The organism is Aneurinibacillus sp. UBA3580, from assembly GCF_002375825.1.
Taxonomy (GTDB): Bacteria; Bacillota; Bacilli; order Aneurinibacillales; family Aneurinibacillaceae; genus Aneurinibacillus; species Aneurinibacillus danicus.
In genome coordinates this window covers 1-25,137 of record NZ_DFMZ01000025.1, presented here as the reverse complement: position 1 = coordinate 25,137, position 25,137 = coordinate 1, and the positions used below count along the sequence as shown (strand labels likewise).

The 25,137-nt window shown below is 49.6% G+C and carries 24 protein-coding genes; 2 read left to right on the top strand and 22 right to left on the bottom strand.

The window, feature by feature from the left end:
* Positions 1-243 precede the first annotated feature (243 nt).
* Positions 244-438: a gamma-type small acid-soluble spore protein gene (locus B2899_RS04270; RefSeq protein WP_146808501.1), complete on the bottom strand. Its 195-nt coding sequence runs from the start codon at positions 436-438 to the stop codon at positions 244-246.
* Positions 439-481: 43 nt separating this feature from the next.
* Positions 482-739, bottom strand: a complete 258-nt coding sequence (locus tag B2899_RS04265) for a GIY-YIG nuclease family protein (protein WP_146808502.1) — start codon at positions 737-739, stop codon at positions 482-484.
* Positions 740-824: 85 nt separating this feature from the next.
* On the opposite strand from B2899_RS04265, the gene B2899_RS04260 reads away from it, so the two are divergent.
* Together B2899_RS04260 and B2899_RS04255 are read left to right on the top strand one after the other, a co-directional pair.
* The gene (locus B2899_RS04260) at positions 825-2,213 is read left to right on the top strand and encodes a TldD/PmbA family protein (protein WP_286884276.1); all 1,389 of its coding nucleotides are present in this window, start codon (positions 825-827) and stop codon (positions 2,211-2,213) included.
* Complete coding sequence (locus B2899_RS04255; RefSeq protein WP_286884274.1) at positions 2,210-3,511, top strand: TldD/PmbA family protein; 1,302 nt, start codon at positions 2,210-2,212, stop codon at positions 3,509-3,511. Before B2899_RS04260 ends, B2899_RS04255 begins: the two co-directional genes overlap by 4 nt.
* A 179-nt stretch (positions 3,512-3,690) precedes the next feature.
* Here the strand turns inward: B2899_RS04255 and B2899_RS04250 are convergent, their stop codons facing one another.
* The 20 genes from B2899_RS04250 to B2899_RS04155 all read right to left on the bottom strand — a co-directional run bounded on the left by B2899_RS04250 (position 3,691) and on the right by B2899_RS04155 (position 24,979).
* On the bottom strand, positions 3,691-4,431 hold the full coding sequence (locus B2899_RS04250) for a hypothetical protein (protein WP_286884272.1): 741 nt from the start codon (positions 4,429-4,431) through the stop codon (positions 3,691-3,693).
* Between the two features lie 215 nt (positions 4,432-4,646).
* Complete coding sequence (locus tag B2899_RS04245) at positions 4,647-5,873, bottom strand: CapA family protein (RefSeq protein ID WP_286884271.1); 1,227 nt, start codon at positions 5,871-5,873, stop codon at positions 4,647-4,649.
* A gap of 71 nt (positions 5,874-5,944) precedes the next feature.
* Positions 5,945-6,844: an acyl-ACP desaturase gene (locus B2899_RS04240; protein WP_286884269.1), complete on the bottom strand. Its 900-nt coding sequence runs from the start codon at positions 6,842-6,844 to the stop codon at positions 5,945-5,947.
* 170 nt (positions 6,845-7,014) lie between these two features.
* On the bottom strand, positions 7,015-7,521 hold the full coding sequence (locus B2899_RS04235) for a C4-type zinc ribbon domain-containing protein (protein WP_286884267.1): 507 nt from the start codon (positions 7,519-7,521) through the stop codon (positions 7,015-7,017).
* Positions 7,522-7,556: 35 nt separating this feature from the next.
* Entirely contained in the window at positions 7,557-8,672 is a 1,116-nt protein-coding gene (locus B2899_RS04230; RefSeq protein ID WP_146808509.1) for a Nif3-like dinuclear metal center hexameric protein, read from the bottom strand.
* The gene (locus B2899_RS04225) at positions 8,648-9,376 is read right to left on the bottom strand and encodes a tRNA (adenine(22)-N(1))-methyltransferase (RefSeq protein WP_146808510.1); all 729 of its coding nucleotides are present in this window, start codon (positions 9,374-9,376) and stop codon (positions 8,648-8,650) included. The genes B2899_RS04230 and B2899_RS04225 overlap by 25 nt, the downstream gene beginning before the upstream one ends.
* Positions 9,377-9,497: 121 nt before the next feature.
* Positions 9,498-11,144: an AMP-binding protein gene (locus tag B2899_RS04220; RefSeq protein WP_146808511.1), complete on the bottom strand. Its 1,647-nt coding sequence runs from the start codon at positions 11,142-11,144 to the stop codon at positions 9,498-9,500.
* A 124-nt stretch (positions 11,145-11,268) separates the two neighbouring features.
* Positions 11,269-12,411: an acyl-CoA dehydrogenase gene (locus B2899_RS04215; protein ID WP_286884264.1), complete on the bottom strand. Its 1,143-nt coding sequence runs from the start codon at positions 12,409-12,411 to the stop codon at positions 11,269-11,271.
* Between the two features lie 198 nt (positions 12,412-12,609).
* Positions 12,610-13,470: a hypothetical protein gene (locus tag B2899_RS04210; RefSeq protein WP_286884262.1), complete on the bottom strand. Its 861-nt coding sequence runs from the start codon at positions 13,468-13,470 to the stop codon at positions 12,610-12,612.
* A 99-nt stretch (positions 13,471-13,569) separates the two neighbouring features.
* Positions 13,570-14,697 carry an RNA polymerase sigma factor RpoD gene (gene rpoD / locus B2899_RS04205; RefSeq protein WP_146808514.1) on the bottom strand — a complete coding sequence of 376 codons (1,128 nt, stop codon included), beginning with the start codon at positions 14,695-14,697 and terminating at the stop codon, positions 13,570-13,572.
* 34 nt (positions 14,698-14,731) lie between these two features.
* Entirely contained in the window at positions 14,732-16,555 is a 1,824-nt protein-coding gene (gene dnaG, locus B2899_RS04200) for a DNA primase (RefSeq protein ID WP_146808515.1), read from the bottom strand.
* A 78-nt stretch (positions 16,556-16,633) separates the two neighbouring features.
* A complete protein-coding gene (locus B2899_RS04195; protein WP_146808516.1) occupies positions 16,634-17,098 on the bottom strand; it encodes a YaiI/YqxD family protein in 465 nt (154 codons plus the stop codon).
* A gap of 462 nt (positions 17,099-17,560) precedes the next feature.
* A complete protein-coding gene (locus B2899_RS04190; protein ID WP_146808517.1) occupies positions 17,561-18,388 on the bottom strand; it encodes a pyruvate, water dikinase regulatory protein in 828 nt (275 codons plus the stop codon).
* 13 nt (positions 18,389-18,401) lie between these two features.
* Positions 18,402-19,043 carry a helix-turn-helix transcriptional regulator gene (locus B2899_RS04185; RefSeq protein WP_246147206.1) on the bottom strand — a complete coding sequence of 214 codons (642 nt, stop codon included), beginning with the start codon at positions 19,041-19,043 and terminating at the stop codon, positions 18,402-18,404.
* Positions 19,044-19,240: 197 nt separating this feature from the next.
* The gene (gene glyS / locus B2899_RS04180) at positions 19,241-21,316 is read right to left on the bottom strand and encodes a glycine--tRNA ligase subunit beta (protein WP_286884255.1); all 2,076 of its coding nucleotides are present in this window, start codon (positions 21,314-21,316) and stop codon (positions 19,241-19,243) included.
* A 3-nt stretch (positions 21,317-21,319) separates the two neighbouring features.
* A complete protein-coding gene (gene glyQ, locus B2899_RS04175; protein WP_146808520.1) occupies positions 21,320-22,195 on the bottom strand; it encodes a glycine--tRNA ligase subunit alpha in 876 nt (291 codons plus the stop codon).
* 414 nt (positions 22,196-22,609) lie between these two features.
* Entirely contained in the window at positions 22,610-23,389 is a 780-nt protein-coding gene (gene recO / locus B2899_RS04170; protein WP_146808521.1) for a DNA repair protein RecO, read from the bottom strand.
* A gap of 27 nt (positions 23,390-23,416) precedes the next feature.
* Positions 23,417-23,569, bottom strand: a complete 153-nt coding sequence (locus B2899_RS04165; protein ID WP_246147207.1) for a YqzL family protein — start codon at positions 23,567-23,569, stop codon at positions 23,417-23,419.
* 107 nt (positions 23,570-23,676) lie between these two features.
* A complete protein-coding gene (gene era, locus B2899_RS04160) occupies positions 23,677-24,588 on the bottom strand; it encodes a GTPase Era (RefSeq protein ID WP_146808522.1) in 912 nt (303 codons plus the stop codon).
* Entirely contained in the window at positions 24,581-24,979 is a 399-nt protein-coding gene (locus tag B2899_RS04155) for a cytidine deaminase (RefSeq protein ID WP_146808523.1), read from the bottom strand. Before B2899_RS04155 ends, era begins: the two co-directional genes overlap by 8 nt.
* Positions 24,980-25,137: the final 158 nt, after the last annotated feature.

Here is a 25,137-nt window from a genome sequence, read left to right as displayed (position 1 = left end):
AACCACAAAGGGTTATCACCAAAATACATTTGGATTTTCCTACTTGCGCTTATTTCTTCTGTATCCAGTTTTCAAAGTGCAAGATAAAGTTCGTCGCGCTTAATTAGCGGCGACATATACAAATATATCACTTCACCAAAATATATGCAAGAACTTTTTCAAAGAAATGATCACAACGTCGTTATTTATTCTGTACGCAGGCAAGCTCCGACATTCGCCGGAGCCTGGAAGGTGTTTCGTGTATTACTGTTGGTTTTGCTGTTGTTGCTTTTGAGCTGATTTCGCCTGGGACTGTTGGTTAGCCTGGCGAACAGCTTGTACGTCAGTTTCGCTGCCAAATTCAGCTTGGAATTGTTGGCCAGCTTGTTGTTGAGCGGATTGTTGGTTTTGTTGACGCACTTGGTTGATGTTAGTGCCTGCTTGAGAACGTTTAGCCATGATTCTCACCTCCCGCTAATTAAGGTGCACGTTTTGCGGAATTTTACACATCCTCATTCTTCCACTCGCTAACCAAACGCTCTTTTTGTTTTTTGGTGTATCCCTTAATAGCAAGCTCTCGCTTCAGGGCTGCACTTTTATTGGCTGTCACCTCTATGTATACCACTTCTACCGGAGTGCGCCCGCGCGTGTAGCGCGCGCCTTTTCCATCGTTGTGTTTTTTCACCCGTTCCTCTACATTTGTCGTGCAGCCCGTATACAGCGAGCCGTCGGCGCAGCGCACTATATAAACAAAATACATAATTCTGATAAATCCTTTCCGATTTCTTGATGCTATCTTACATTATAATCGTATAAAATGGTAAAAAAGGAAAGGAAAGATGCCCATGCTTAACCCAGCAACAGTCGAGCGCGTGCTGCTGGCTGCTTTGTCCCACGGAGGCGATTTTGCCGAAGTGTTCGTCGAGAACAAAATCGAGCAAAATATCTCTATGGTGAAAGGCGAAGTGGAAAAAGCGCGCTCCGGCCAGGATTTCGGCATCGGTATACGCATTTTCCATGAAAACGACTACCTTTATACGTATACCAGCAACGAAGACGAAGAACACCTGATTGAAATCGCCCGCCTTCTTTCCCAGGCCGCGAAGAAAGGTGAACAAAAAAATAAGACGATTACTTTCCGAAAACAATTTGTCGTTCCTCGCCACCTCGCGCAAATCGACCCCCGCGTCGTCTCCATCCAACAAAAGCGGGATGTGCTGGCAGAAGTGAATCATCACGCCATGGCATACCATACCGCCATTACGCAGGTGCGCGCTCGTTACTTCGATGAGACACAAAAAGTATTGATTGCCAATTCGGAAGGTACGTGGGCGGAAGACGTGCGCGTACGCACCCGCCTATTTGTGGAAGCCATCGCTACCGAAGATAATCAGAAGCAACGCGGCTACATCGCACCCGGTGCGCAAAAAGGGTTCGAATTCTACAGCGAGCTTGACTTGCGCGAATTGGCTGAATCCGCAGCCGACACGGCGGTTCGTATGCTGGAGGCCAAGCCGTGTCCCGGCGGCAAAATGCCAGTCGTTATTGACAACGGATTCGGCGGGGTTATTTTTCATGAAGCATGCGGTCACGGCATGGAGGCCACCGCAGTCGCGAAAGGAAAAGGTCCTTATGCGGGAAAAATCGGGCAAAAAGTCGTCAGCGACAAAATCTCCGCCGTCGATGACGGCACAGTAAGAAACGAATGGGGCTCTCTTCATGTCGATGACGAAGGTACGCCCGCCAAGCGCAATGTGCTTCTTGACCGCGGCGTGTTGAAAGGATATTTGATCGATAAGCTGAATGCGCGGCGCATGAACATGGAACCGACCGGATCCGCCCGGCGCCAGTCGTACCGTTTTGCGCCTACATCACGCATGACTAACACCTACATCCTGCCAGGCAGTGACAAGCTGGAAGATATGATTGCACGTACCGAATACGGATTGTACGCCAAAACGATGGGCGGTGGCAGCGTGAATACGACGACCGGCGATTTTAACTTCGCCGTGCTGGAAGGCTATATGATCGAAAACGGCAAACTCTCCTATCCCGTTAAAGGAGCAACGCTAATCGGCAACGGCCGGCAGACGATGTATGACGTCGATATGGTAGGCGATAACTTCCTGCCCGGGCAGGGCATGTGCGGTTCCGTTAGCGGTTCCATTCCGGTCAATGTCGGCCAGCCGGCACTGCGTGTGTCACAATTGACAGTGGGGGGGAGCGGCCAATGATTGAACAGCTATTCGAGCTTGCGAAGAAGAAGCGAATCAGCGAATTGGAAGTGTTGACCAGTCAGTCCACCAACTTTAGCATTCAGGCATATAAAGGCAAAATCGAATCCTATAAAAAGACCAACACCGCGGGACTTGGCGTACGCGGTACATACCAGAACGGCACAGGGTACGCCTACACCGAGCGGCTCCGTCCGCGCGAATTCGAAACGCTGCTGGATATGGTAAAGGATAACGCTTCTTTGATGAAAGAGCGGGAGCCGCTGTTTGATGAAAAGCAGGAAGGAAGCTGGCATGACAGCCAGCCCAATTTACCGGAAGAGGAAAAGATTAAGCTGGCCCTGGCGCTTGAGGATGAGGCGCGGGCAGCTAAGGAAGTCTCAGACGTAAGCTATGCGATGATTAGCTCCGGAGAAGGCACGAGACAAATCGCCAATACGTACGGATTGAATAAAACCTACCACTCCAATTACAATATGGCCTACCTCTCCGTCATCGTAAAGCGCGGTGATGAGGTGGAAACGGACAGCGCCTACTATTTGGGCGATCTTAGCAAATTGGACCGTACCAAACTGATTGATGAGGCCGTGAACAAAGCCCGCCGGAAGCTGGGCGGCAAACCGATGGCAGTCGGACGCTATCCCGTAGTGCTGGACCGCCGCGTGGTCTGCTCGCTGCTCGGCGTCTACAGCGACGTATTCTCGGCACGCAATATTCTTCAGGGTACATCCCGCCTGGAAGGTCAGCTTGGCGAGAAACTGTTTGGATCGCTCACCCTGCTCGACGACCCGCACTCCGGTCATGAGCGCATCCTGTTTGATGATGAAGGCATGGATACAGCCAAGCGCTATCTGGTGCGTGACGGGATAGTAGAGAGCTACCTCCACAGTCAGCAGACCGCAGCCGAGATGAGGCAGGAACCCACCGGTCACGGCATCCGCAGCTACAAGGGAACGGTGCAGATTGCGCCACACCGCCTGCAAATTCCGAACGGTGACATCGATTTAGCCTCCCTATTCAAGGAGATGTACAATGGCGTCTATATCACGGATGTGCAGGGGCTGCATTCCGGCACGAACATCGTATCAGGCGATTTCTCGCTCGCGGCACAGGGCTTCCGCATTGAGAACGGACAAATGACCGCGCCTATCAAAGAAATTACTATCGCCCACAATTTCTTCGATTTATTCGCACAAATCGTAAAGAAAGCGAATGACTTTGATTTCTCAATGCCAAGCGGTCATAGCCAGTACGGCGCACCGTCCATTTTGTTCTCTGATATCGCAGTATCAAGCTAACGTGTATTGCATAAAAAAAGGGGATCCCAAAAGCTAGCTTTCGGGATCCCCTTTTTGCGTTAAAAAGATAAAGCTGGCTCAAAAAAGTCGTTGTTCAACGGCTTTTTTCATACAATAACCAGTGACTTTCGATCTGGTTATCATTCCTCGTGGTGGCTGTTAAGCCATGGGAGTTTGGGTCAACCTCTTGAGTCAGCCTCTTGGTTTACGTCTTCTCCCGATGGCGGGGAAGCAGGTGTCGTGGTCGGCTGTGCGGCCGGGGCCGGTGCAATCTTCGTATTTTTCAATTTCCAGCCAAAATCGGTTTTCTCCACTGTAATCGTCATCAGCAGGTCTTCGCTTGCCTGCGGCTGTGCAGGAGTAAGCGGCGTCGCGCTGCCAGACCGGTTAATTATTGCTTCTACGACGGCTTGCTTGTCATCTTTTTGTTTCAATGTAATCTGCTTTACTTTATCAGCAGGGAATACAATCGGATTCTTGCTTGCCCATGCATCCTGGAGACGGCGCGTTTCCGTATCGATGTATTCCTGGGTCGCATGCGGCGCAAGAGCGTGCTGAAACTGGGTTAAGGCAATCCGCTTTACCTTCTCCCCATTCGCTCCGTTTACCAGCGGCATGCTTGCCTCGTACATTCCCCGAAACGCGGCCCGCGCTTGCTGTTCCATCAAGTACGCCAGTTGCGGTAGCGTCTGCTCGTCCACTTCCGCACTCTTCAGCGGCTCCACCGTCTTCTCCAGTTCCGCCTTCTCATCGGTAACCTGTTTCGTCTGCTGGCGGCTTTCGTTCAACTGTTTTTTCACGTTTTCTAATTCCGCCTTCAGCGCCTGGTTTTCGTGCTCAATCACCCTCGTATTACAACCGGTTAATACGCTTAATGACGCGAACAGTGCAATCGCGCCTAATTTTACCTTTTTTCTCATCCTTGTCGAACTCCTTTGCCCGAACCACACCTATACGTCTTTCCATCCATGTCGCCGTAGTCGCGGCCTCACCGGGCCGAATCTGTTCGGTTTTAGTAAAACGCATAGCCGGGTGGTCCGCGGGATAGCCCCGGCTTCTCTCACCCGTATTCTATAACATCCTCTATTGTAACAGGAATGGTGAAAGTTTGGGAATAAAAAAAGAGAATCCGCTTTTATTTCTCTGCTTTTCTCTGCGGAAGTACACGCCGCTCATTTCCCTGTATAATCGCGATCTCTTTAATACTTTTCCTGTCAAAGATTACATCCAGCTGAGCGGGACCTAAATTATAAAAGATATATTTCCCTTTATATATTTCATGCGGCTGCCACACCGGATTGCGGTGTCCGATAATCATGTCCGCTCCCGCATCGAGCAAATCGTACGCGAAATCGGTCTGATAGCGTTCCGGCACCGTCTGGCCTTTCTTTCCCCAATACATCGTTAAAATCAGTACATCGACTTGCTGTTTCGCCCGGCGAATATCATCAAAAATATGTTTACCGTAAGCGTCGGCAACCCCAATCCGTTTGCCTTCCGCTTTCCATTCTACAGCAGGCACGACACGCGTGTACGTCATCAGCCCGTACTTCACGCCGTTTTTCTCGAATATCTGCGGTCGGAATACCTCTTCTTCCGTGCCGAAGCCCATAACTTTTATATTATGTTGGGAAAGTGTCTGTATCTCTTTCATGATGCTTTCCCTGCTCTGGCCTTGCAGAACATTGACATTCGCCACATCAATCCCGGTAGGCGCTTTGTTTGCCGCATCCTTTATCCAGGCCGGAACTCCCTGCCCGACATGAAAGTCTGACACCGGGAACAGCTGGAAATCAACCGGCATTGTCAGGTTTGTCCCGCCAGCATGATACGACCTGTCACCGTACACGGCCAGACGGAATTCATCAGGTGCCACTTGTCCCATCTTCTGTTCCTGCTTCTTGTTCGGAGTATCGGAAGATGGTTTGTTCACCTGAGAAGAAGTGAGAAGCTCGCTGACTTTCTGCTCACCGCCCGAAGGCTGTTGCTGAAGCATTTCCTCTACTGAAGCTTTTTTGCCTGCTTGTGTGGAGCCTACTCCCTGCAGTACGGTATAACCTTTATAGCCGCCGTAGCCAAGTACGGCAAACAATGCGATCCAGATAAGCACCTGAAGCGCTTTCTGCTGCCGACCCGCAGGCTTGTTTAAATCCTTATACGAAAGAATGGTATTGGGGTCCGTACGATAGAAGGCAAGCAGCGCTTCCACTTCTTCGACCGTGATGGGACTTATCCCCTGCTCGATGCGTTTCATACGTTGAGAAGAGATTCCCGTTCCCTTTTCGATATCGCTGAGAGTAATCTCATGATCCAGCCGATATTCTCTTAATTTCTTCACCAAACCGTAGAATTCCATGTTCATCGCACTCTCTCCCGCTCTCAAAAAAATAGCCCGGATCTCATCCGGGCTTCTTCGCTGCATAATGGTTACGGTCACGCACGCGCTTTCATGGCACGCAGGCGGGCGCAAACTCTTTTTAACCGTTCATAGTGCTTCAATACACGCTGTCTCGCTTCTTCGGCTTCCGGCTTGCTCGGACGAATATGGTGAATGTTCCAGTAGTCCACAAGCACATCAAACACCTGATCGAAATACTCTATCGGACCGTATGATGCATCCCTGGCAATCACGCTCATACGTTCTTCGTAATCCGGCATGACAGCGCCCGGCATCGTGAAGTTAATCATGACGCCGGCGATATAGTAAATATAATTTTCATCTACTTCCAAATGCGCTTTTACCGCGTCCCGATAAAAAGCATAATGCAGAACTTCGTCCTTGGCAAGACGGCGCAGCAATGTTGCCAAATCCGGATCCTGTTCCCTCGCTACACGGGCCACATTATTGTAGAACACCATCGTCGCCAGCTCCTGCAGCGTCGTATACGCGAGTGTCTCAAGCGGCGTAGTGAAACTTCCTACCCAGCCGTGCTCCACAGTTTCCTTGCGCAACTGGTGCAAACGGTGCGGGTCAACATTGCGCGTCAGCAGCAGATATGTTTCTAAGAGACTCGAATGCTGATCCTCTTCCGCCGTCCATGTATGAATGAAATCGTGCATAACCGAAAACGATCCTCTAAATGTATCATTCAAATAACTTGTAAACCAGGGCAGATTTACTTCCGTCAGCAGTGCCGTCTCGACGGCGATGCGGAGGCTGTCGGTCAGATTCCCCTGTCCGGGCGCATACGGAACGCGCCGAAAATCCTGCCCTTTATCCCACGGCAAGAATTCGTGATAGCTCCAGTCAATCTTACGTGAACGTTCCAGATGGATTTCGTATAATTCTTTAAACTTCTTTTCCAAACGATGATCTAAATGGCTTAATAACAAAGTAAATCCTCTTTTCCCCTTACGGTTATCTTTTGACAGTTTCTACTATGCTTATAAAATCAGCATTATGGGTATTATACCATGCACAATAGAGATGTCAGCCATTTTGTACATTTTTTTGATTTATGTCTTAATTTTACTAGCCATAGGGAAAAAAGCGAGCCCAAAAATTATACGAGGATACGCCCGCACTCATCACAGGTGACGAGCGATTTTCCTTTATGCCATTCTTCCATTTTCGCTACAGACAGCGGAAGGAAACAGCCCATGCAAGAACGGCGGCGTACTTCTACCACCGGATTCGATATGTTCTCTCTAATCCTATGATACAGCGCCAGCGCTTCCGGGCTGAGCGACGCCTCTCGCTCTGCGGTCTTTTCCTCCCATTCCCGCCGTGTCTCCATTAAAGCAAACTCTTTCTCAAACTTCTCTTCCATAAAGCGCTCCGTGTCTTTATTGACAAGCCACAACTCTTGCTGCGCCAGCTTCAGCTCAATTTGTCCGTCAATATCATCAGGCGAAGGCTCACCAATCCGCCTGATTTTCGCTTCCGCTTCCTGCCGCCTTGCCGCAAGCTCCTCTTCCCGCGCTCTCAATTTATCCAATTCTTTCTGCACCGCTTGCCGTTTCTCTTTGGCCTGGTGCCATTCCAGCAGCCTTCTTGCTTCTATCATCATCTTCTCTCTCTCCTACTTACCTTCTTCTTTATTATCTATAGAAACGTAAAGGGGTCCGTATTCACTTTCGATACGATAATTTCCGTCTCCAGCTTGTCTTCTTTTATGCGCTTGTCCAATACATTTTTGACGCCCTGCTTCATGATTTTCTCAATATTATGGCCCGGGTCGACAATGGACAGCCCGCCTGCCATGGCATCATGCGCCGTGTGGTAGTAGATGTCACCCGTGACCAACACGTCCGCTCCGCGGAATATTGCTTTCGGGACGAAGCTGTTGCCATCCCCGCCGAGTACGGCCACCTTCTGTACCTGTCTGTTCAGGTCGCCGACGACGCGCAGTCCGCTAACCTCAAACGCGGCTTTGACCTGCTCGGCGAATTCGCGCAGCGAAACGGGGGCCGCCAGCCTGCCAATTCTTCCGATGCCCCACGTTGTACCGGCCTGCTCCACCGGATAAATGTCGTATGCAACTTCTTCGTACGGATGCGCATCGATCATTGCTTTGACTACACGAGTCTGCGCTTCTTCCGGCATGATTGTCTCGATTCGCAACTCTTCCACTTGTTCCAGCTTGCCCTGCTCTCCGATGTACGGATCTGTACCTTCACGAGGCATAAACGTTCCTGTACCCTGTACGCCAAATGAACAATGGCTGTAATGGCCGATCCAGCCTGCGCCTGCCTGCGACATAGCATCCCTCACCGCATCCGCGTGCGACAGGGGAACGTACACAACAATCTTCTTTAATTTCTGTTCGTGCCACTTCTCCAGAATATCAACATCAGTCAATCCAAGCGCCTCAGCGATTAAGTCATTAATGCCGCCTTCTGCCACATCCAGGTTGGTATGTGCCACATATACAGCGATGTCATGCTTAATTAGCTTTTCGTACAGACGTCCTGCCGGTAAATCCGTACGCAGGTTTTTCAACGGGCGAAAAATGACCGCATGATGCGCAATAATCAAATCCACGCCTTCATCAATCGCCTCGTCGACGACCTCTTCAAGCACATCAAGCGCAAGCATCACTTTTTTGACCTCTTTGCGCAGCGTTCCGACCTGCAGGCCAATTTTGTCGCCCTCCATCGCCAGATGCTTGGGAGCGAACTCTTCGAAGTATTGGATTATTCTTTGTCCGTTTGCATACATGAAAGCATCTCCTCCATCCATGTCAGTCTTTTGGCTACTTCCCGCTTCTTCTCTTCCGCTTCCGGATTTTTTGCGCGCTGCAGTTGCTCCTGTACGGACTTGAGTTTGTCCCGCTCCTGTTCCCACTTCTTGCGAAGCACAGGTGATTTCTCCTGCCACAAATACGGTCCTACCTCCACCAATTCCTCGCGCGAAAGGCTCCTGCCTTCATACGGAAGCTCAGGGTTCCCCGGCACGGCTTCGAGAATTTCGTAGATAACGCCGTCTTCTTCAAGAATCTTTTCTTTGCTGAGCTGCCATCCATGCGCAAGCAGCCAGCGCCGGACAAGCGGTGCCCCTACATTCGGCTGCAAAAGCAGTTGCTGAACGCCTGCGAGCTTCTCACACCCCTCGTTTAGAATAGACGCGATGAGGCTGCCGCCCATCCCGGCAATGCAGACGGTATCCACCTCGCCCGGGCTAATGACGGAAAGTCCGTTGCCCAGTCGAACATCAATATATTCCGCAAGCCCTGCCGACCGTACCTGACGCTCTGCAGATTGCCACGGCCCGCGATTGACTTCGCCCGCAATGCAGGCGGAAGCAATCCCTTTTTGAATCAAGTATGTAGGCAGATAGGCATGGTCGGAGCCAATGTCCGCGACGCGGTGCCCCGGTTTGACCATGTCCCCGATCGTTTGTAATCGCTGTGAAAGTTCAATCATCTGTCTGTTTCGCTCCTTGTTTCGTTCCATCTTTACTAGATTACCATTCCCGCGTAAAATTTAACACCTCAACAAGCAAAAGAGGCTGCCAACAAATGTCGGCAACCTTCTTGATGTTCGGTTATTTCGTACCGAGTCCAAGCTCTTTTATCGCATTTTCCCGCAGGCGGAACTTCTGAATTTTGCCGGATGCAGTCATCGGATACTCGTCAACGACTTGTATATAGTGCGGAATTTTGTAACGGGCGATTTTGCCTGTGCAGAAATCCTTCACCTCTTCTATCGTCAGCGTCTCGCCTTCCTTGACTTTGATGCAGGCAAGAATTTGCTCTCCGTACAGCTCGTCCGGTACGCCTACCACCTGAACGTCAAGAATTTTCGGATGCTGATAGAGGAATTCTTCGATCTCGCGCGGATATACATTCTCCCCGCCGCGAATAATCATGTCTTTCAAGCGGCCGGTGATTTTATAATATCCGTCTTCGTCCACTGTCGCCAGATCGCCCGTATGTAGCCAACCATCGTTATCAATTGCTTTCGCCGTCTGCTCCGGCATATTGTAATACCCCTTCATAACATGGACGCCGCGTGTGCACAGCTCACCCTGCTCACCCGGCGCCACCTCTTCGCCGGTGGCCGGGTCGACAATCTTCGCTTCAACATGAGGCAGCACGCGGCCAACCGTCGAGACCCGCTGCTCGATCGTATCGTTCGTACGCGTCTGGGTAATTACCGGAGACGACTCCGTCTGCCCGTATGCAATCGTAATTTCGCTCGCTCCCATCACGTCTACAACTTTCTTCATCACTTCAATCGGGCAAGGTGATCCCGCCATAATGCCTGTCCGCAGTGAGCTCAAGTCGAATGTATCGAATTCCGGATGGTTCAGCTCGGCGATAAACATGGTCGGCACACCATAGAGAGCGGTACACTTCTCATTCTGCACGGCCTGTAGCACTTTCAGCGGATCGAATGAGATAAGCGGAACCATGACCGCACCGGTCGCTACGCTTGCCAGCGTACCCATTACACAACCGAAGCAGTGGAAGAACGGCACAGGAATGCAAATACGATCGTTTTCTGTGATGTTCTGGCAGGCGGCGACATTAATTGCGTTATTTACAATATTTTTATGGGAAAGCATAACCCCTTTCGGAAATCCTGTCGTCCCGGACGTATACTGCATATTAATCACATCGTCCGGCTTCAGGCTGCTCTGTACGCGTGCCAGTTCCTCATCCGACACATTCTCTGCGCACTCGAGCAGGTCCCCCCATGTAAACATACCCGGTTTACGCTCATCCCCTATGAAAATCACATTTTTCAAACGAGGGAGTCGCTTCGACTCCAACTGTCCGGGTTCACACTCATTAAGCTCCGGGCAAATCTCATACAGCATATCGGTATAGCTGACACCGCGGAACGAATCAATTAACAGAAGTGTGGTCGAATCAGACTGCCGCAGCAAATACTCCAGCTCATGCACCCGGTAACTGGTATTGACCGTAACCAGCACGGCGCCCATCTTTGCGGAGGCGAACTGGGTGGTCACCCACTCCGGCACGTTGGTCGCCCAGATGGCAATGTTTTCGCCCGGTTTAATACCAAGGGAAATCAGCCCCCTGGCCACCCGGTTGCAAAGTGCTTGAAACTCGGAAAACGTGTACCGAAGCCCCAATTCGGGATACACGACCGCCTCTTTGTCCGGAAACCTGGCGGTTGTCTGATCCATCAGGTTTCCAATTGTGATTGATACCGGTTCACTCACTCTAATTCCTCCCTCATAATAAATGTGTTAGAAAATGAAGAGGTTAGAGGCGAGATACGTGAGGTTAGCCCCAGCAAGCTTTCTCTAGCTTCTAACCTCTAACCTCAAATTTCAAACTTCTACCTTACTTGCATCCGATTTCTCTCGAGATAACGATACGCAGTACTTCGGATGTTCCCTCTCCGATTTCGAGCAGTTTAGCATCACGGAAGAAACGCTCAACCTGATATTCCCTCATATAGCCGTTGCCGCCGTGAATTTGTACGGCCTGGTCGCACACGCGCATGCACATTTCGGAAGCGAACAATTTGGCCATGGCCGCTTCTTTGGAGAATTTGCGTCCTTGATCCTTTAGCCATGCCGCTTTGTGTACCATTGTACGCGCCACTTCGATATTCATCGCCATATCGGCCAATTTAAACTGAATCGCCTGGAATTTGGACAAGGTCTGTCCGAATTGCGTGCGTTCATTCGCATAGGCAAGCGCCTTTTCATATGCGCCCTGCGCAATTCCCACTGCCATTGCGCCGATGCCGATACGACCGCCGTCTAACGTAGCCAGGAATTGTTTGAAACCGTTTCCTTCCTTACCTAAAATATTCTCTTCCGGTATGCGAACATCCTCCATGAATAACTGCGTCGTGTTGGATGCATGAAGCCCCATTTTTTCATAATCGGCTACGACGGAGAACCCCTGAGCATCCGTCGGTACAATAAATGCGGTAATGCCGCTCGTTCCTTTGCTTTTGTCAGTCACTGCCGTCAATGCGAGCGCTTTGGCATAGCTGGCGTTCGTAATATAACATTTGGATCCGTTAATGACCCACTCGCTACCATCTTTGACTGCTGTGGTACGCGTACCGCCCGCATCCGAACCTGCGTTTGGCTCCGTCAGGCCAAACGCTCCGAAATATTCACCGCGCGCAAGCGGAGTCAGGTATTTCTGCTTCTGTTCATGCGTGCCGAACATGTTAATCGGCGCTCCACCAAGTGACACGTGGGCGGAATACGTAATTCCTGTAGATGCGCATACGCGGCTTAGTTCTTCTACCACGATCGCAAAACTAATCGTGTCGGCGCCGCCTCCGCCGTACTCTTCCGGAAACGGCAGACCCATCAGATCAAGCTTCGCCATTTTTTGAAATACTTCTAACGGGAATTCCCCGGTTTTATCCCGTTCATCGGCTCCTGGGGCCACTTCTCCCTCCGCAAAATCGCGGATCACGTTTTTAATCATCTGTTGCTCTTCAGTGAATGCAAATTCCATGCTCTCCCAACCTTTCATAAAATATAATTAAGTGATTGAGCGCTAGCTCAGTATCACTAATCCGAAAAAATAAAGCGGTTACAATTTTATTCATTATACTTTTCAGAAATTATGTATTTTATTTTATTCTACATTTATTCTAAATTTTCCTTCTATACTTACTATAAAGAAAAAACCGGGTTCTTTTCGAAACCGGTCTTAACGTAAAGGCTGCTGGTTACTGAACCAGGGCCACCAGAAATTTTTGAGCGAGAGCAGAAGAAAAGAGGCAATGAATATTTTTATATACAGAAAGTAAAGCAGTAAATCTTCGTCAGCGGCAGGGATAAAGAAGCTTTCAACTTCCGCGCCGAATAGCGCCAGGATGCCGCTGAAGAACAAGATGGCCGATGTTTTTTCCTGACGGCGCTTCCAGACCAGACCAAGCATAATAAGCAGAATGGCTATCGGAAGCCAGAACGCTTCCATCTGCCACCACGCAAACTGCGTGTAAGACTTCTGAAAAGTAAACCAGCCGTATAAACCCTCAAGTCCCAGGAGGGCACAGAATGAAAGGTAGCGTTTGTCAGCAAGAATGCCAGTCAAATACCAGATTATACAGGCAGCCACCATATAAAGCACAATCTCGGTATGATCAAAACCATACAAGCCCAATATATATACACCGCCAAGCGCCAGCAGCATTGAAGCAAGACCGAGAAACAAATGGCTGGATATGCCGCTTTTTTCCTTCATAAATCCCAGTACATAGAACATAAGAGTTAAAAATCCAATCATGGTCATTTGCATTGTCAAAGTAAAATCGGTAAAATGAAAAGCAAGATACAGCAATACAACCATGAAGAGTGCGATGGTTACCCATTTCATCTCAAGTTTCGGAAGGGAGAATGCCGGAAGCGCTTCAAATCCCGCGCTGGCCTGATTCTGGGTCTCCTTGCCGGCGGCTTCGCCTTCCGTGTATAGGTTCAGCAAGAAATCGCAGTAGTGGCTCGGCAGCAGATTGTTGCGCCGCCAGTATTCAATTTCAGATGTGATGATTTTTTTTCTCTGCTCATTCATTGACTTTACCTCCCGTGTACATCCATGCGGAGAAAAAAGAAAAAGCCTACGCGATGCATACGACGCAGGCTGTCTACAACCAGACCAGTAATAAGATGATTATTCTAAGAAGTCTTTCAGCCGTTTGCTGCGGCTTGGGTGACGAAGCTTGCGCAGCGCTTTCGCTTCGATTTGACGGATACGTTCCCTTGTTACGCCGAAGACTTTACCTACCTCTTCAAGCGTGCGAGTTCTGCCGTCGTCCAGTCCGAAACGCAGGCGAAGCACATTCTCTTCCCGTTCGGTCAGCGTATCGAGTACGTCTTCCAACTGCTCTTTCAACAGTTCGTAAGCGGCTGCGTCAGACGGTGCAAGAGCATCCTGGTCTTCGATAAAGTCGCCCAGATGAGAATCGTCCTCTTCCCCGATCGGCGTTTCCAGGGACACCGGCTCCTGCGCAATTTTCATAATTTCTCGAACCTTTTCCGGTGTGAGATCCATCTTCTCGGCGATTTCTTCCGGGGAAGGTTCACGGCCCAATTCCTGCAGCAATTGGCGGGAAACACGAATTAATTTGTTAATCGTTTCTACCATATGCACAGGGATCCGGATCGTACGCGCTTGGTCGGCAATCGCGCGGGTAATGGCCTGACGAATCCACCATGTGGCATACGTGCTGAACTTAAAACCTTTCCGGTAATCGAACTTCTCAACGGCCTTAATGAGACCCATGTTTCCTTCTTGAATCAAATCAAGGAACAACATGCCTCTGCCGACGTAGCGTTTGGCGATGCTGACGACAAGACGAAGGTTTGCTTCGGCGAGACGGCGTTTAGCCTCTTCATCCCCCTGCTCAATCCGCTCGGCAAGATCGATTTCTTCTTCTGCGGACAAAAGCGGCACACGGCCGATTTCTTTCAGGTACATGCGCACAGGATCGTTAATCTTCACGCCCGGCGGAACGGACAAATCGTCGAAAGTGTAGTCTTCTGTCTCGTCTCCTTCCTGCGGCGGCAGCATCTCATCGTGCTCATCGTCTTCTGATTCGTTAATTACCTCAATGCTTTGATCGTTCAGATATTCGAAGAATTCGTCAATCTGATCCGAATCTTGATCAAAGGTAGCGAGGCGTTCCATGATCTCTTTGTAAGTAAGCACACCCCGTTTCTTCCCTTGTTCCACCAATTGATCTTTTACCTGGTCAAGGGTCAATTCCATATCAGGTTTGCTTTCTGTTTTTTTGGTCATGGTGTTCCCTCCTTCCGGCGCTCTTCAACTTCACTTATTTTAAAGATCTTTTCAAGGGGATAAGCTCCAAACTAATCCGAACCGCTTCTGCAGTGTTGCCTGCCCGCTCGTGCATGCGCTGCTCCTTCTCGAGCCGCTCAATTTGCATCCGCTTCGCGTTTTTTGCCACTTGCCCGATATAATCGTCAACCGTACGTGGCGAGAGAAGGTGGGGCTGTACGTCCATCATTGCCAGCTCGGATGCTTTCTTAACCAACCGTTCCTCGTCCTGCAAGAAGGAGATGAATCGGGCAGGGTCCGGATCGTATCCCTCGGAGTAATACCGATAGATGTGAGCGGCAAGCGCGGCATGGTCTTCCACCGCAAAATCGGGACCGACTTGCCTTTGTACCTGCTCGGCAATCTCGGCGCTGTGCATCATTAGTGTGAGCAAATATTGCTCCGATTTGATATACGCCGGCAGCATCGGTTTTTCGGCCACAGATCTGCTACTATCTATACTATTATTCCATCCGTCTTTGAGATTATCCCTGTTTCCTGCCTTTTTTTGCTGTTTACGTATCTTCTTCTGCTCTAATTTCATCGCATCGAGCGATAAATGAAACTCTTCCGCTATCTGGCGAAGATAATGGTCGCGTTCCACTGCACTCTGTAGGAGAGAAATTTCTTCAATCGCCTCATGAATAAACTTCATTCGCTCCGTCTCATCATGCAGCGCATAGCGAGAGCGAATCACCTGCAAGCGATACGCCGTCAAAGAAGCCGCATTCAGCAGTATCTCCTGCCTGAACCGTTCTCCGCCATACTGCCGAATGTAATCATCCGGGTCCATCCCCTTAGGCATCTGGGCGACTTTCACCGTACACCCCGCCGCCACCAGCAAATCCGCTCCTTTAAAAGCGGCCTCAATACCTGCCTGATCTGAATCGTAGCAGAGAATCACCGTTTCCGCATTGCGGCGGATGATGCGAGCCTGCTGTTCGGTTAGCGACGTGCCAAGCGAAGCGATTCCGTTATGCACCCCCGCCTGCCAGGCGGAGATGACATCCACATACCCCTCGAACAATACAGCTTCCTGCTGTTTACGAATCTGTGCCCTTGCACGATGCAAATTGAACAACAGTTGGCTTTTATTAAACAGCGGTGTTTCCGGACTGTTTAAGTATTTGGGCTGCTCGTCCCCCAGCGTACGGGCTCCGAAAGCGACAACTTGTCCTTGCGAGTTATGAATTGGAAACATTACCCGTCCGCGAAACCGGTCGAACGGTCGGCTGTTTCGGTCTTTCCGGCTTAAGAGTCCCGCTTCTTCCATCAGGAATGGCGAAAAGCCACTCTTTTCGAGATGCTGCGTGATAAAGTCCCATCTGTCCGGGCTATATCCTAAACCAAACTCTTCAATTGTAGCAAGTTGTATGTGTCTGTTCAAGAGATAATTACGCGCCTGGACTCCATGGTCCGTATTCAGCAAAAGATGATGATATAATTTAGCCACCAGGTCGTGCGCGGCCAGCATGCTTTCTTTGCGTTTACGCGCCTTCTCATTCTCGGGAGTGCTCTCCTCTCTCGGTATATCGATGCCCGCACGCTGGGCCAGATTATGCACCGCTTCCGGGAACTCAAGGCCTTCGATTTTCATAACAAAAGAAAATACATTGCCGGACTCGCCGCATCCATAGCAACGAAAGAGCTGTTTGTCAGGATGTACAGCAAAGGAAGGGCTTTTCTCAGAATGAAACGGGCAGAGTCCGAAATAGTTACGTCCCGTTTTCTTAAGGTGGACATGTTGTCCGATAACGTCCACAATGTCATTTCCGGCACGTACCCGTTCAATCACTTCTTCAGGAATTCTTCCTGGCATATTTCTCACCTGTACTTCCTACTCGGCCTTTCAGGGTTGCATAAATGGCAACGGAATATTAATATTCGTCAAAACCTCTTAATTTCCTTCTTGTGAAAGTAAAAGTTTTCGCAGATTTTGTCGAAAATGCTCGATTTCTTCGTTGAATAGCGGACGCGGGCCTTTGCGTTTGCCCCCGGTTTTCGCCATTTGCTGCGAAATGTGGCGATTCATGAGGAGAAAAGAGATGTTATCTTTAGTATATTCTTTTCCTCTTGTCCCCAGCGCTAAACACCTTTTTCCCAATACGAGGCAAGCCAATCCGTAGTCATCGGTAACGACGATGTCTCCCGCTTTCGCATGATTGATAATGTACATGTCAGCGGATTGATAGGCAGCATCGACGGTGATAAGGCGTGCCAGCGGATGGGATAAGGATAGGCGGTGGTTGTAGGACGCCACATAATTCACCGGTATTTCCTTGTGTTTCGCTTCTGCAAGAATAATGTCTTTGACGGGGCAAGCGTCCGCATCAACCCATATCTCAGGCATACTTTTTTTCATAATCGTAGTATTCTACATGCTAAACTGTTTTTCCTGCACATAAATTATAGTTTGTCAATTTCGAAAGTTGTCGAAACACAAGAAATGAGTAAAAAAAAGTATGCGGTTTTCTTTCCCGAAGATGCAATGCTGTCCGCTCCATTTGCTTCAAAGTCCGGCCCGCCAAACATCCGGGCTGATCAAAGAGGGAGACAGTGGCGGTCCATATTGGACTTTTCCGCAAACTCCACTAGGCAGGAAAGAAAAAGGCATATCTTTTTTCACTCATTTCTTTAAATTAAAAAAGGGACTTACCACCAAACTATGTGGTTGACTTCTCTCTATACAAAGGTTCCTTACAAAGGTTCCTTGCCACACATTGTATATATTTTGAACGGTTACCCACATTTTTTGATGTGGAGCCAGAAAAGAAAAAAGGTCTATAAACTCACAGTCAAGTTTTTGGACCTTTTTTTCATCAACCTACTTATTTGCGTTGCGCTTAATTATCTGCATGATGATGTTGGCCGTTTCTTCAACGGCTTTGTTGGACACGTCAAGCACAGGACAGCCGACTTTTTCAATGATTTTGCTTGAGTATTCGAGTTCATGCTTAATGCGCTCCATGCTGGCATAATTGGCTTCCGCGGTGAGACCGAGCGATTTGAGCCGTTCGGTGCGAATCATGTTCAACTGATCTGCATTGATGGTCAGGCCGATGCATTTCTCCTTCGCCACGAGAAACAGTTCTTCTGGCGGCTCGACTTCCGGCACGAGCGGCACATTGGCGACCTTGAAACGTTTGTTGGCCAGATACATGGACAGCGGCGTCTTTGATGTGCGGGACACGCCGATCAGAATGACATCGGCGCGCAAAATGCCGCGCGGGTCGCGTCCGTCGTCGTATTTGACCGCGAATTCAATCGCTTCGACCTTACGGAAATAGTCTTCGTCCAATTTGCGGACAAGACCCGGCCTATTGCTCGGATCCTGACCCAAATATCCCTGCAGTGCGTTGACCATCGGGCTCATAATGTCAATCGCCGTTACGTTCTCCTCTTCCGCTCTTTGGCGAATGTGCTCTTTGAGCGCGGGAATGACCAGCGTATACGCGATGATCGCTTTTGATTCGGCAGCAGCGCGAACGATTTCGTTTAGCGTTCCTTCGTCCTCTATGTAAGGAAACTTACGGATTTGTATTGGTTGACCGGCAAATTGGCTCGCTGCGGCTTTCACTACAAATTCGGCTGTCTCACCGACGGAATCGGAAACCACATAAACCGTTGCATCTTGAAAAAATGTTGGAAACATGCTTCCTCCTTCGCTACACGTGGATTTCATTGCCCAGTTCCACGAATCCCCGGGTAATGGTCGTCTTCGTAACGCGGCCTACCACTTCATAAGCGGTTTTCCCCGCCTCCACCGTCGGACGTACAACAGGAAGGGAGTCGATCTGATAATCGATTAACTTTTTTGCCGCGTCCAGCAAACTATCATCCGGCATACAAGTAATAATATTCGGCATACGGGTCATGATGATGCTGACCGGCATATCTTCAAGGTTCTGCTTGCCCAGGGCGGCACGCAGCAGATCTTTGCGTGATACGACGCCTGCTAGGTGTCCTTTACCGTTTAGCACGAACAGGGTACCCACATCCTCAAGAAAAAGGGTACAGATGGCATCGTACACGGAACTGGACTCCTTAATGATAATGGGGGGAGCTTTATAGTCCTTCACAATTTTACGATTGACTTCCTCTTTAATCAACTGGTTGCTGTCTTTTCCGGTATAAAAATACCCTACCCGCGGCCTTGCATCCAAAAATCCGGCCATTGTCAAAATCGCCAGGTCTGGACGCAGGGTGGCGCGCGTCAACGAAAGACGTTCGGCAATCTGCTCCCCTGTAATCGGCCCTTCACTCTTAACAATTTCGATGATATGTTCCTGACGCTTCGTGAGTTCTATGACTGCTCACCTCCTGCTTCGGAGTTCTATCGTGACATACTAAATCGCAGTATTTTCCACATATAGTATATACTATATAAACACAAGCATGTCCTGCAAGTAATTTTTCTTTACAGAAAATAAGAAAAGAAAAAGGACCCGTCATCCCATCTCCTAACGATCCGGGATATTTGACAGGTCCTGCGGCTTTGCTTTATCTAGGCAAATACAATCTTGCTGAAATCAGCCAGCTGAAAGACAAATGCCGCAATAGAAGCGAGGAGCGCAAGGCGGTTCGCCTTTACCTTTTCATTTTCTACCATAACCATGACATTGTCGAAGAACGCGTCAATGGAAAGTTTAAGATCAGCCATTCGATCCAGCGCCCTGGCGAAGTCTTGTCTCTCAAGAAGCTCCTGACCTTCCTGCTTCGCTGCAGTGAACGCTGTCCATAAATCGCGTTCTGCCTGTGTTTCGAACAGGGACGTATCCACTTCCTTGCTTGTTGCCTTCTGCGCCAGGTTGTTTACACGGTTGAACGATTCGACAATACCTTTAAAATTCTCATGGGCGACTGCACTCATGAGCACCTGAGCACGGGCCACTATTTCGGTTACACGGGTGGCATCGGCACTGAGTACGGCGTCGATAACATCGTAACGTACCTGCTGCTCCTGAAGCAGATTTTTCAAGCGCAGCGCAAAGAATTCGTACAAATCTTTTTTAATCTCCTCTTTGTCCCGTTTTAAGAGGGATTTGCCGTCCAAAATGGAGAGCGCCGTTTCAAATAGCACATCAAGTGAGATTGGCAGCTGTTTGTCGAGCAAAATCTGTACGATACCCGCAGCCTGTCTGCGCAGTGCATACGGGTCCTGTGAACCGGTCGGGATAATGCCAATGGCGAAACAGCCTACAACGGTATCGAGTTTATCGGCAATGCTGAGCACTGCGCCTTCATTCGTCTCAGGCAGTCTATCGCCGGCAAACCGCGGCAGATAGTGTTCGAAGATTGCACGCGCCACCGTCTCATCTTCACCGGCCAGGCGGGCGTAACGCTCACCCATAATGCCCTGCAGTTCCGGGAATTCATAGACCATCTGCGTCACGAGATCAAACTTGCTGATCGCGGCTGCTCTTTGCAGCTTTTCCGTTTCCGCTGCGGATAGTTTTGCCGCTCCGCCAATAGCAGTGGCGACTTCCTGAATGCGGCGAATTTTATCACCGATCGTACCCAGTTCCTCATGAAATACTACGTTTTCCAGACGTGCCAGCGCATCTTCGATTTTTAATTTTTGATCTTCTTGATAGAAGAAGCGTGCATCCGAGAGTCGGGCGCGCAGTACTTTTTCGTTTCCGCGCGCAACAGTTGCCAGATCCCTCTCATCTCCGTTGCGCACGGTGATAAAGTGCGGAAGCAAGTCGCCATTATCATTTTGCACCGGGAAGTAACGCTGATGTTCGCGCATGGACGTGACCAGCACTTCCTGCGGAATCTCCAGGTACTCTTCCTCAAAACTTCCATACAATACAGTCGGATACTCAACCAGATGAATGACTTCATCCAGTAACCCTTCATCAATCGGAACGGTCCACCCTTTTTCTGTTTCCAGATCTTTAATTTGTGCCAGGATGCGCTGTTTTCTTTCTGCCGGATCAACCAGGACGTATTGTTCCGCCAAGGCACTCACATAATCTTCCGGCTTTTCGATTTGTACCGGACGACCCAAAAAGCGGTGGCCCTGCGTTTCTTTCCCCGCTTTAATGCCGGTGATCTCCATCGGGATAACATCTGTGCCAAACAGCGCTACCAGCCAGCGGATCGGACGGACAAAGCGCAGGTCGTATGCACCCCAACGCATATTTTTCGGAAATGATAGCCCTGTAATAAGCTCTTGAAGCTGCGGAAGCAGGTCTGCCGTCGGCTGTCCCGCCTGGTGCTTGCGGGCAAACACATACTCAACACCGCCTACTTCCTGCAGGTATAAATCTTCCGGAGTCAGTCCCTTGCCGCGGGCGAAACCGAGCGCCGCTTTCGTCCATTCACCGTTTTCGTCGACTGCAATTTTTTTAGCCGGACCGCGCAGTTCTTCGTTGATGTCTTCCTGTTGTTCGTTTACGTCTTTCACCATAACTGCAAAGCGGCGAGGTGTTTCATAGCTTACTACTTCCCCGTAGGAAATACGGTTGGCACCGAGCCATTTCTCTACTTTTTCTTTTAATTGTTCACATGCGCCCACGACAAAACGGGCGGGCATTTCTTCCGTTCCTATCTCTAAGAATAACGTTCTGCTCATGACTTAAACCTCCTTCTTCAACATCGGGAACCCGAGTTCTTCCCGTACCTGATAGTATGTTTGCGCTACTTCGCGAGCCAGGTTGCGCACCCGGGCGATATAGCCGGTACGTTCGGTAACGCTGATAGCGCCGCGTGCGTCGAGCAGGTTGAATGTATGGGAACATTTCAGCACATAGTCATATGCGGGAAGCACGAGTTTCTGCTCCATGCAGCGTTTCGCTTCGGTCTCATATGTGCTGAAAAGATCAAACAGCATTCTGGCATCAGATACTTCAAACGTATATTTGGAGTGCTCATATTCGGCCTGCTTGAATACATCGCCGTACGTAAATCCGTTCACCCATTCAAGGTCGAATACGTTCTCTTTGTCCTGAATATAAGAGGCGAGACGCTCAAGACCGTATGTAATCTCTACGGCAACCGGGTTACAATCGATGCCGCCCACCTGCTGGAAGTAGGTAAACTGAGTGATTTCCATGCCGTCAAGCCACACTTCCCAGCCGAGTCCCCAGGCTCCGAGCGTCGGGGATTCCCAGTTGTCCTCGACAAAGCGAATATCGTGCTGCAGCGGGTCGATCCCCAGCCCGCGCAGGCTATCAAGATACAGTTCCTGAATGTTATCGGGTGACGGCTTCATGATGACCTGGAACTGGTGATGCTGATACAGGCGGTTCGGGTTCTCGCCGTAGCGGCCGTCCGCCGGGCGGCGGGAAGGCTCCACGTAAGCTACGTTCCACGGCTCAGGGCCGATGGAGCGCAAGAATGTCATCGGGTTCATCGTACCGGCGCCTTTTTCGACGTCGTACGGCTGGACGATAAGACAGTTTTGCTTTGCCCAGAAGTTTTGCAACGACAAGATAATGTCCTGGAAGTTCATAATCGTACCTCTCTTCTATAAAATTTTGAGTTAGGAATTTGAAGGTGCAGGGTGTACTGGTTTCTTTTCTGTAAAGAGATTGAACTCTCGAAACGGAAAATAAAAAACTCCCGTCCCTATGCAGCTAAAAAGAATTCATGCTACATAGGGACGGGAGCTTGGTTCCCGCGGTTCCACCCTATTTGAACGGTTTACCCGGTGTGTCCTGCGATTGGGTGCACAGCAAACGCATAAACCGCTCCACTCTTGCATACATATACGCTCGGGAGCGCCATTCGCCAGCGCGCACTACCGGGCTTGCACCGTCCCCGGCTCGCTTTCAGGTACACGTACCTGGCTACTTCTCTCCTTCATTGCGTAGTATTCAATTCATTGGATTTTGTAGATAAATATAAACGATTGCTTCCGTACTTGTCAACTTTTGTTCTCAGACTGCTCTGGCGCCGGACTGAGTCCCATCTGTTCCAATTGATCCAGGAAGCGACGCGACTTTAAATACAATCCTGTATAATCTTCCAGGAATGCATACAGAACACGGCGCAGCTGCTCCTTCGTCTCCTGCTTCACATTGATATTACCAAGCTGCGGCATATTGATATGCTGCAGCAAACGAAGAATTCTGACTGTACCAGGACCGACCGCCATAAGCGACGGATCGCCGCGCTGGCATGACTGACAGATAAAGCCGCCCTCACGGATGCTGACAAAGAAGGGCGCATCAGAAACACCGCAGCTCATACACACATCAAATTGCGGTCGACATCCGGCTACATACAGCATTTTCATCTCGAAAAGACGGGCGATGATGTCCGGGTCTTTACCTTCTTCCATCCACTTTAGCGCATGCAGCATCATCTCGAACAAATAATTGTTCGGCTCTTTGTCTTCCGTCAGGCGATCGAGCAGCTCCGTCAGATAGACCGCATAGGCCGTCTTCGTCAAATCTTCGCGGACAGCGCGGAATGAATGAATTAAATCCCCTTGCTGGAGCGAACCCATGCCCGAGCCAGCCCGGTAAAGAAAATAGCCGTACGTAAACAATTGCGATACGGCTGTAAAACGGCTTTTCGATTTTTTTGCGCCGCGGGCCATAATGCTGATCTTCCCCGCTTCACGCGTATAAACGGTCAAAATCTTGTTCGCCTCACCGTAATCGGTGGTGCGTACGACAACCCCTTCCGCCTTTCCAATCATCCGTATATTCTCCTCTATCGGCTGTCTTTACTTCATGCGCGAATGTTCTTCCGCAACGATGCCGTCCTTAGGCTCAATCATATCATCTAGGAATAACGCATCTTCATCTTCCGTATACAATAAATAGGCATCGATACTACCGGTCTGGGCAAAATAGTGCCAGAAAAAGTCCTTCATCATTCGTATCCACCCTTTCGGAAAAGATAAAGCATAAGTGACGAAACCCTACAATTAGCTTGGTCCGGGGCAATCAGCCTTATCCATTGGAAGTTTTACCAGCCCGGCGGCTATGCTTCATCATCGTAAAAGCCGAAATTCTTAAATAAATTTTCCTGGTTGCGCCAGTCTTTCTTTACTTTAATCCACAGGTTCAGATACACTTTCGTACCTAACAGACGCTCAATATCTTCCCTGGCCCGCATACCGATTTCCTTCATCATCGATCCCTGTTTACCGACAAGAATTCCCTTCTGCGTAGGTCGTTCTGTATAAATTGTAGCATAAATATCGATAAGATGCTCATTATCTTCACGCGGTTTCATCTGTTCTATGACAACAGCGATGGAATGCGGCACTTCTTCCCGGGTTAAATGCAGAACTTTCTCGCGAATAAGCTCCGCTACGACGAATCGCTCCGGATGATCCGTAATCTGGTCTGCAGGATAATACTGCGGCCCTTCCGGAAGGCGGGCAAGCAATTGCTCCATTAAGCGATTTACGTTATTTCCCTGCAGCGCAGATACCGGCACGATTTCTTCAAACGGATACAGCTCTTTGTACTGATCGATGAACGGAAGAAGCTCGTCCGGATGCACTTTGTCGATTTTGTTGATGACAAGATACACCGGCGTCCTCACTTCTTTTAACTTCTCAATGATATACTCGTCGCCCGGGCCGAGTTTCTCCGACGCGTCGACAAGGAACAGAATAACATCCACTTCGCGCAGCGCGTTCTCGACCGTCCGGTTCATATAATTGCCGAGCTTCGACTTCGGCTTATGCACACCCGGCGTATCGAGAAAAATAATCTGCCCTTCCTCCGAAGTATAGACGGCGCGGATTTTATTCCGCGTCGTCTGAGGTTTATCCGACATGATTGCGACTTTTTGTCCGACGATATAGTTCATCAGCGTCGACTTCCCGACATTCGGGCGGCCAACGATGGCTACGAATCCTGATTTGTATCCTTTGTTATCCATGTAAGTCCTCCTGGTTAAACGCTCCGGGCAAGAGTTCTGCCACGGTCATAATCTGGGTGTCCCCTTTCATGTTGCTCATTATCACTTCCATCTGCGGCGGGCACAGCTCGGAGATGACCTGGCGGCAGGCACCGCACGGAGAGCACGGTCCCGGCGTGTCGGCCACTACAGCAAGGCGCGCATATTCATGATCGCCTTCCGCGTATGCTGCAAACAATGCCGTTCTTTCCGCACAATTGCACAATGAATATGCGGCATTCTCAACATTACATCCGTGATATACTTTGCCTTCCTTAGTGAGCAGAGCCGCGCCTACTTTAAACTTAGAATACGGCGTATACGCTTTCTCACGTGCTTTTATTGCTTCTTTTATCAGAGCCTGATTATCCATGTTACTCGTCCTCCTTTTTTTCCGGGCGAAAACGCTCAACCAGAAGCCATACAACAAAGATAAACATCAGCGCAGCCACAAGGAAAAACACGGCATCTCCCCGCTCCTCTATATGTATTACCCTTCTTTCCCCGTTTTGTATAAACTGCAAGAGCGGT

Coding starts and splice junctions, on each gene's coding strand:
- dnaG (WP_146808515.1), bottom strand. CDS start 16,555: ATGCCAGGAAGAATTCCTGAAGAAGTGATTGAACGGGTACGTGCCGGA.
- B2899_RS04155 (WP_146808523.1), bottom strand. CDS start 24,979: ATGGATAATCAGGCTCTGATAAAAGAAGCAATAAAAGCACGTGAGAAA.
- B2899_RS04210 (WP_286884262.1), bottom strand. CDS start 13,470: ATGAATGAGCAGAGAAAAAAAATCATCACATCTGAAATTGAATACTGG.
- B2899_RS04265 (WP_146808502.1), bottom strand. CDS start 739: ATGTATTTTGTTTATATAGTGCGCTGCGCCGACGGCTCGCTGTATACG.
- glyQ (WP_146808520.1), bottom strand. CDS start 22,195: ATGAACTTCCAGGACATTATCTTGTCGTTGCAAAACTTCTGGGCAAAG.
- B2899_RS04190 (WP_146808517.1), bottom strand. CDS start 18,388: ATGTTTCCAACATTTTTTCAAGATGCAACGGTTTATGTGGTTTCCGAT.
- glyS (WP_286884255.1), bottom strand. CDS start 21,316: ATGAGCAGAACGTTATTCTTAGAGATAGGAACGGAAGAAATGCCCGCC.
- B2899_RS04245 (WP_286884271.1), bottom strand. CDS start 5,873: ATGAACATGGAATTCTACGGTTTGGTGAAGAAATTAAGAGAATATCGG.
- B2899_RS04260 (WP_286884276.1), top strand. CDS start 825: ATGCTTAACCCAGCAACAGTCGAGCGCGTGCTGCTGGCTGCTTTGTCC.
- B2899_RS04165 (WP_246147207.1), bottom strand. CDS start 23,569: ATGATGAAGGACTTTTTCTGGCACTATTTTGCCCAGACCGGTAGTATC.
- B2899_RS04270 (WP_146808501.1), bottom strand. CDS start 438: ATGGCTAAACGTTCTCAAGCAGGCACTAACATCAACCAAGTGCGTCAA.
- recO (WP_146808521.1), bottom strand. CDS start 23,389: ATGATTGGAAAGGCGGAAGGGGTTGTCGTACGCACCACCGATTACGGT.
- B2899_RS04215 (WP_286884264.1), bottom strand. CDS start 12,411: ATGGAATTTGCATTCACTGAAGAGCAACAGATGATTAAAAACGTGATC.
- B2899_RS04225 (WP_146808510.1), bottom strand. CDS start 9,376: ATGATTGAACTTTCACAGCGATTACAAACGATCGGGGACATGGTCAAA.
- B2899_RS04195 (WP_146808516.1), bottom strand. CDS start 17,098: ATGAAAAAAAGTATGCCTGAGATATGGGTTGATGCGGACGCTTGCCCC.
- rpoD (WP_146808514.1), bottom strand. CDS start 14,697: ATGACCAAAAAAACAGAAAGCAAACCTGATATGGAATTGACCCTTGAC.
- B2899_RS04255 (WP_286884274.1), top strand. CDS start 2,210: ATGATTGAACAGCTATTCGAGCTTGCGAAGAAGAAGCGAATCAGCGAA.
- B2899_RS04230 (WP_146808509.1), bottom strand. CDS start 8,672: ATGTATGCAAACGGACAAAGAATAATCCAATACTTCGAAGAGTTCGCT.
- B2899_RS04250 (WP_286884272.1), bottom strand. CDS start 4,431: ATGAGAAAAAAGGTAAAATTAGGCGCGATTGCACTGTTCGCGTCATTA.
- era (WP_146808522.1), bottom strand. CDS start 24,588: ATGGATAACAAAGGATACAAATCAGGATTCGTAGCCATCGTTGGCCGC.
- B2899_RS04235 (WP_286884267.1), bottom strand. CDS start 7,521: ATGATGATAGAAGCAAGAAGGCTGCTGGAATGGCACCAGGCCAAAGAG.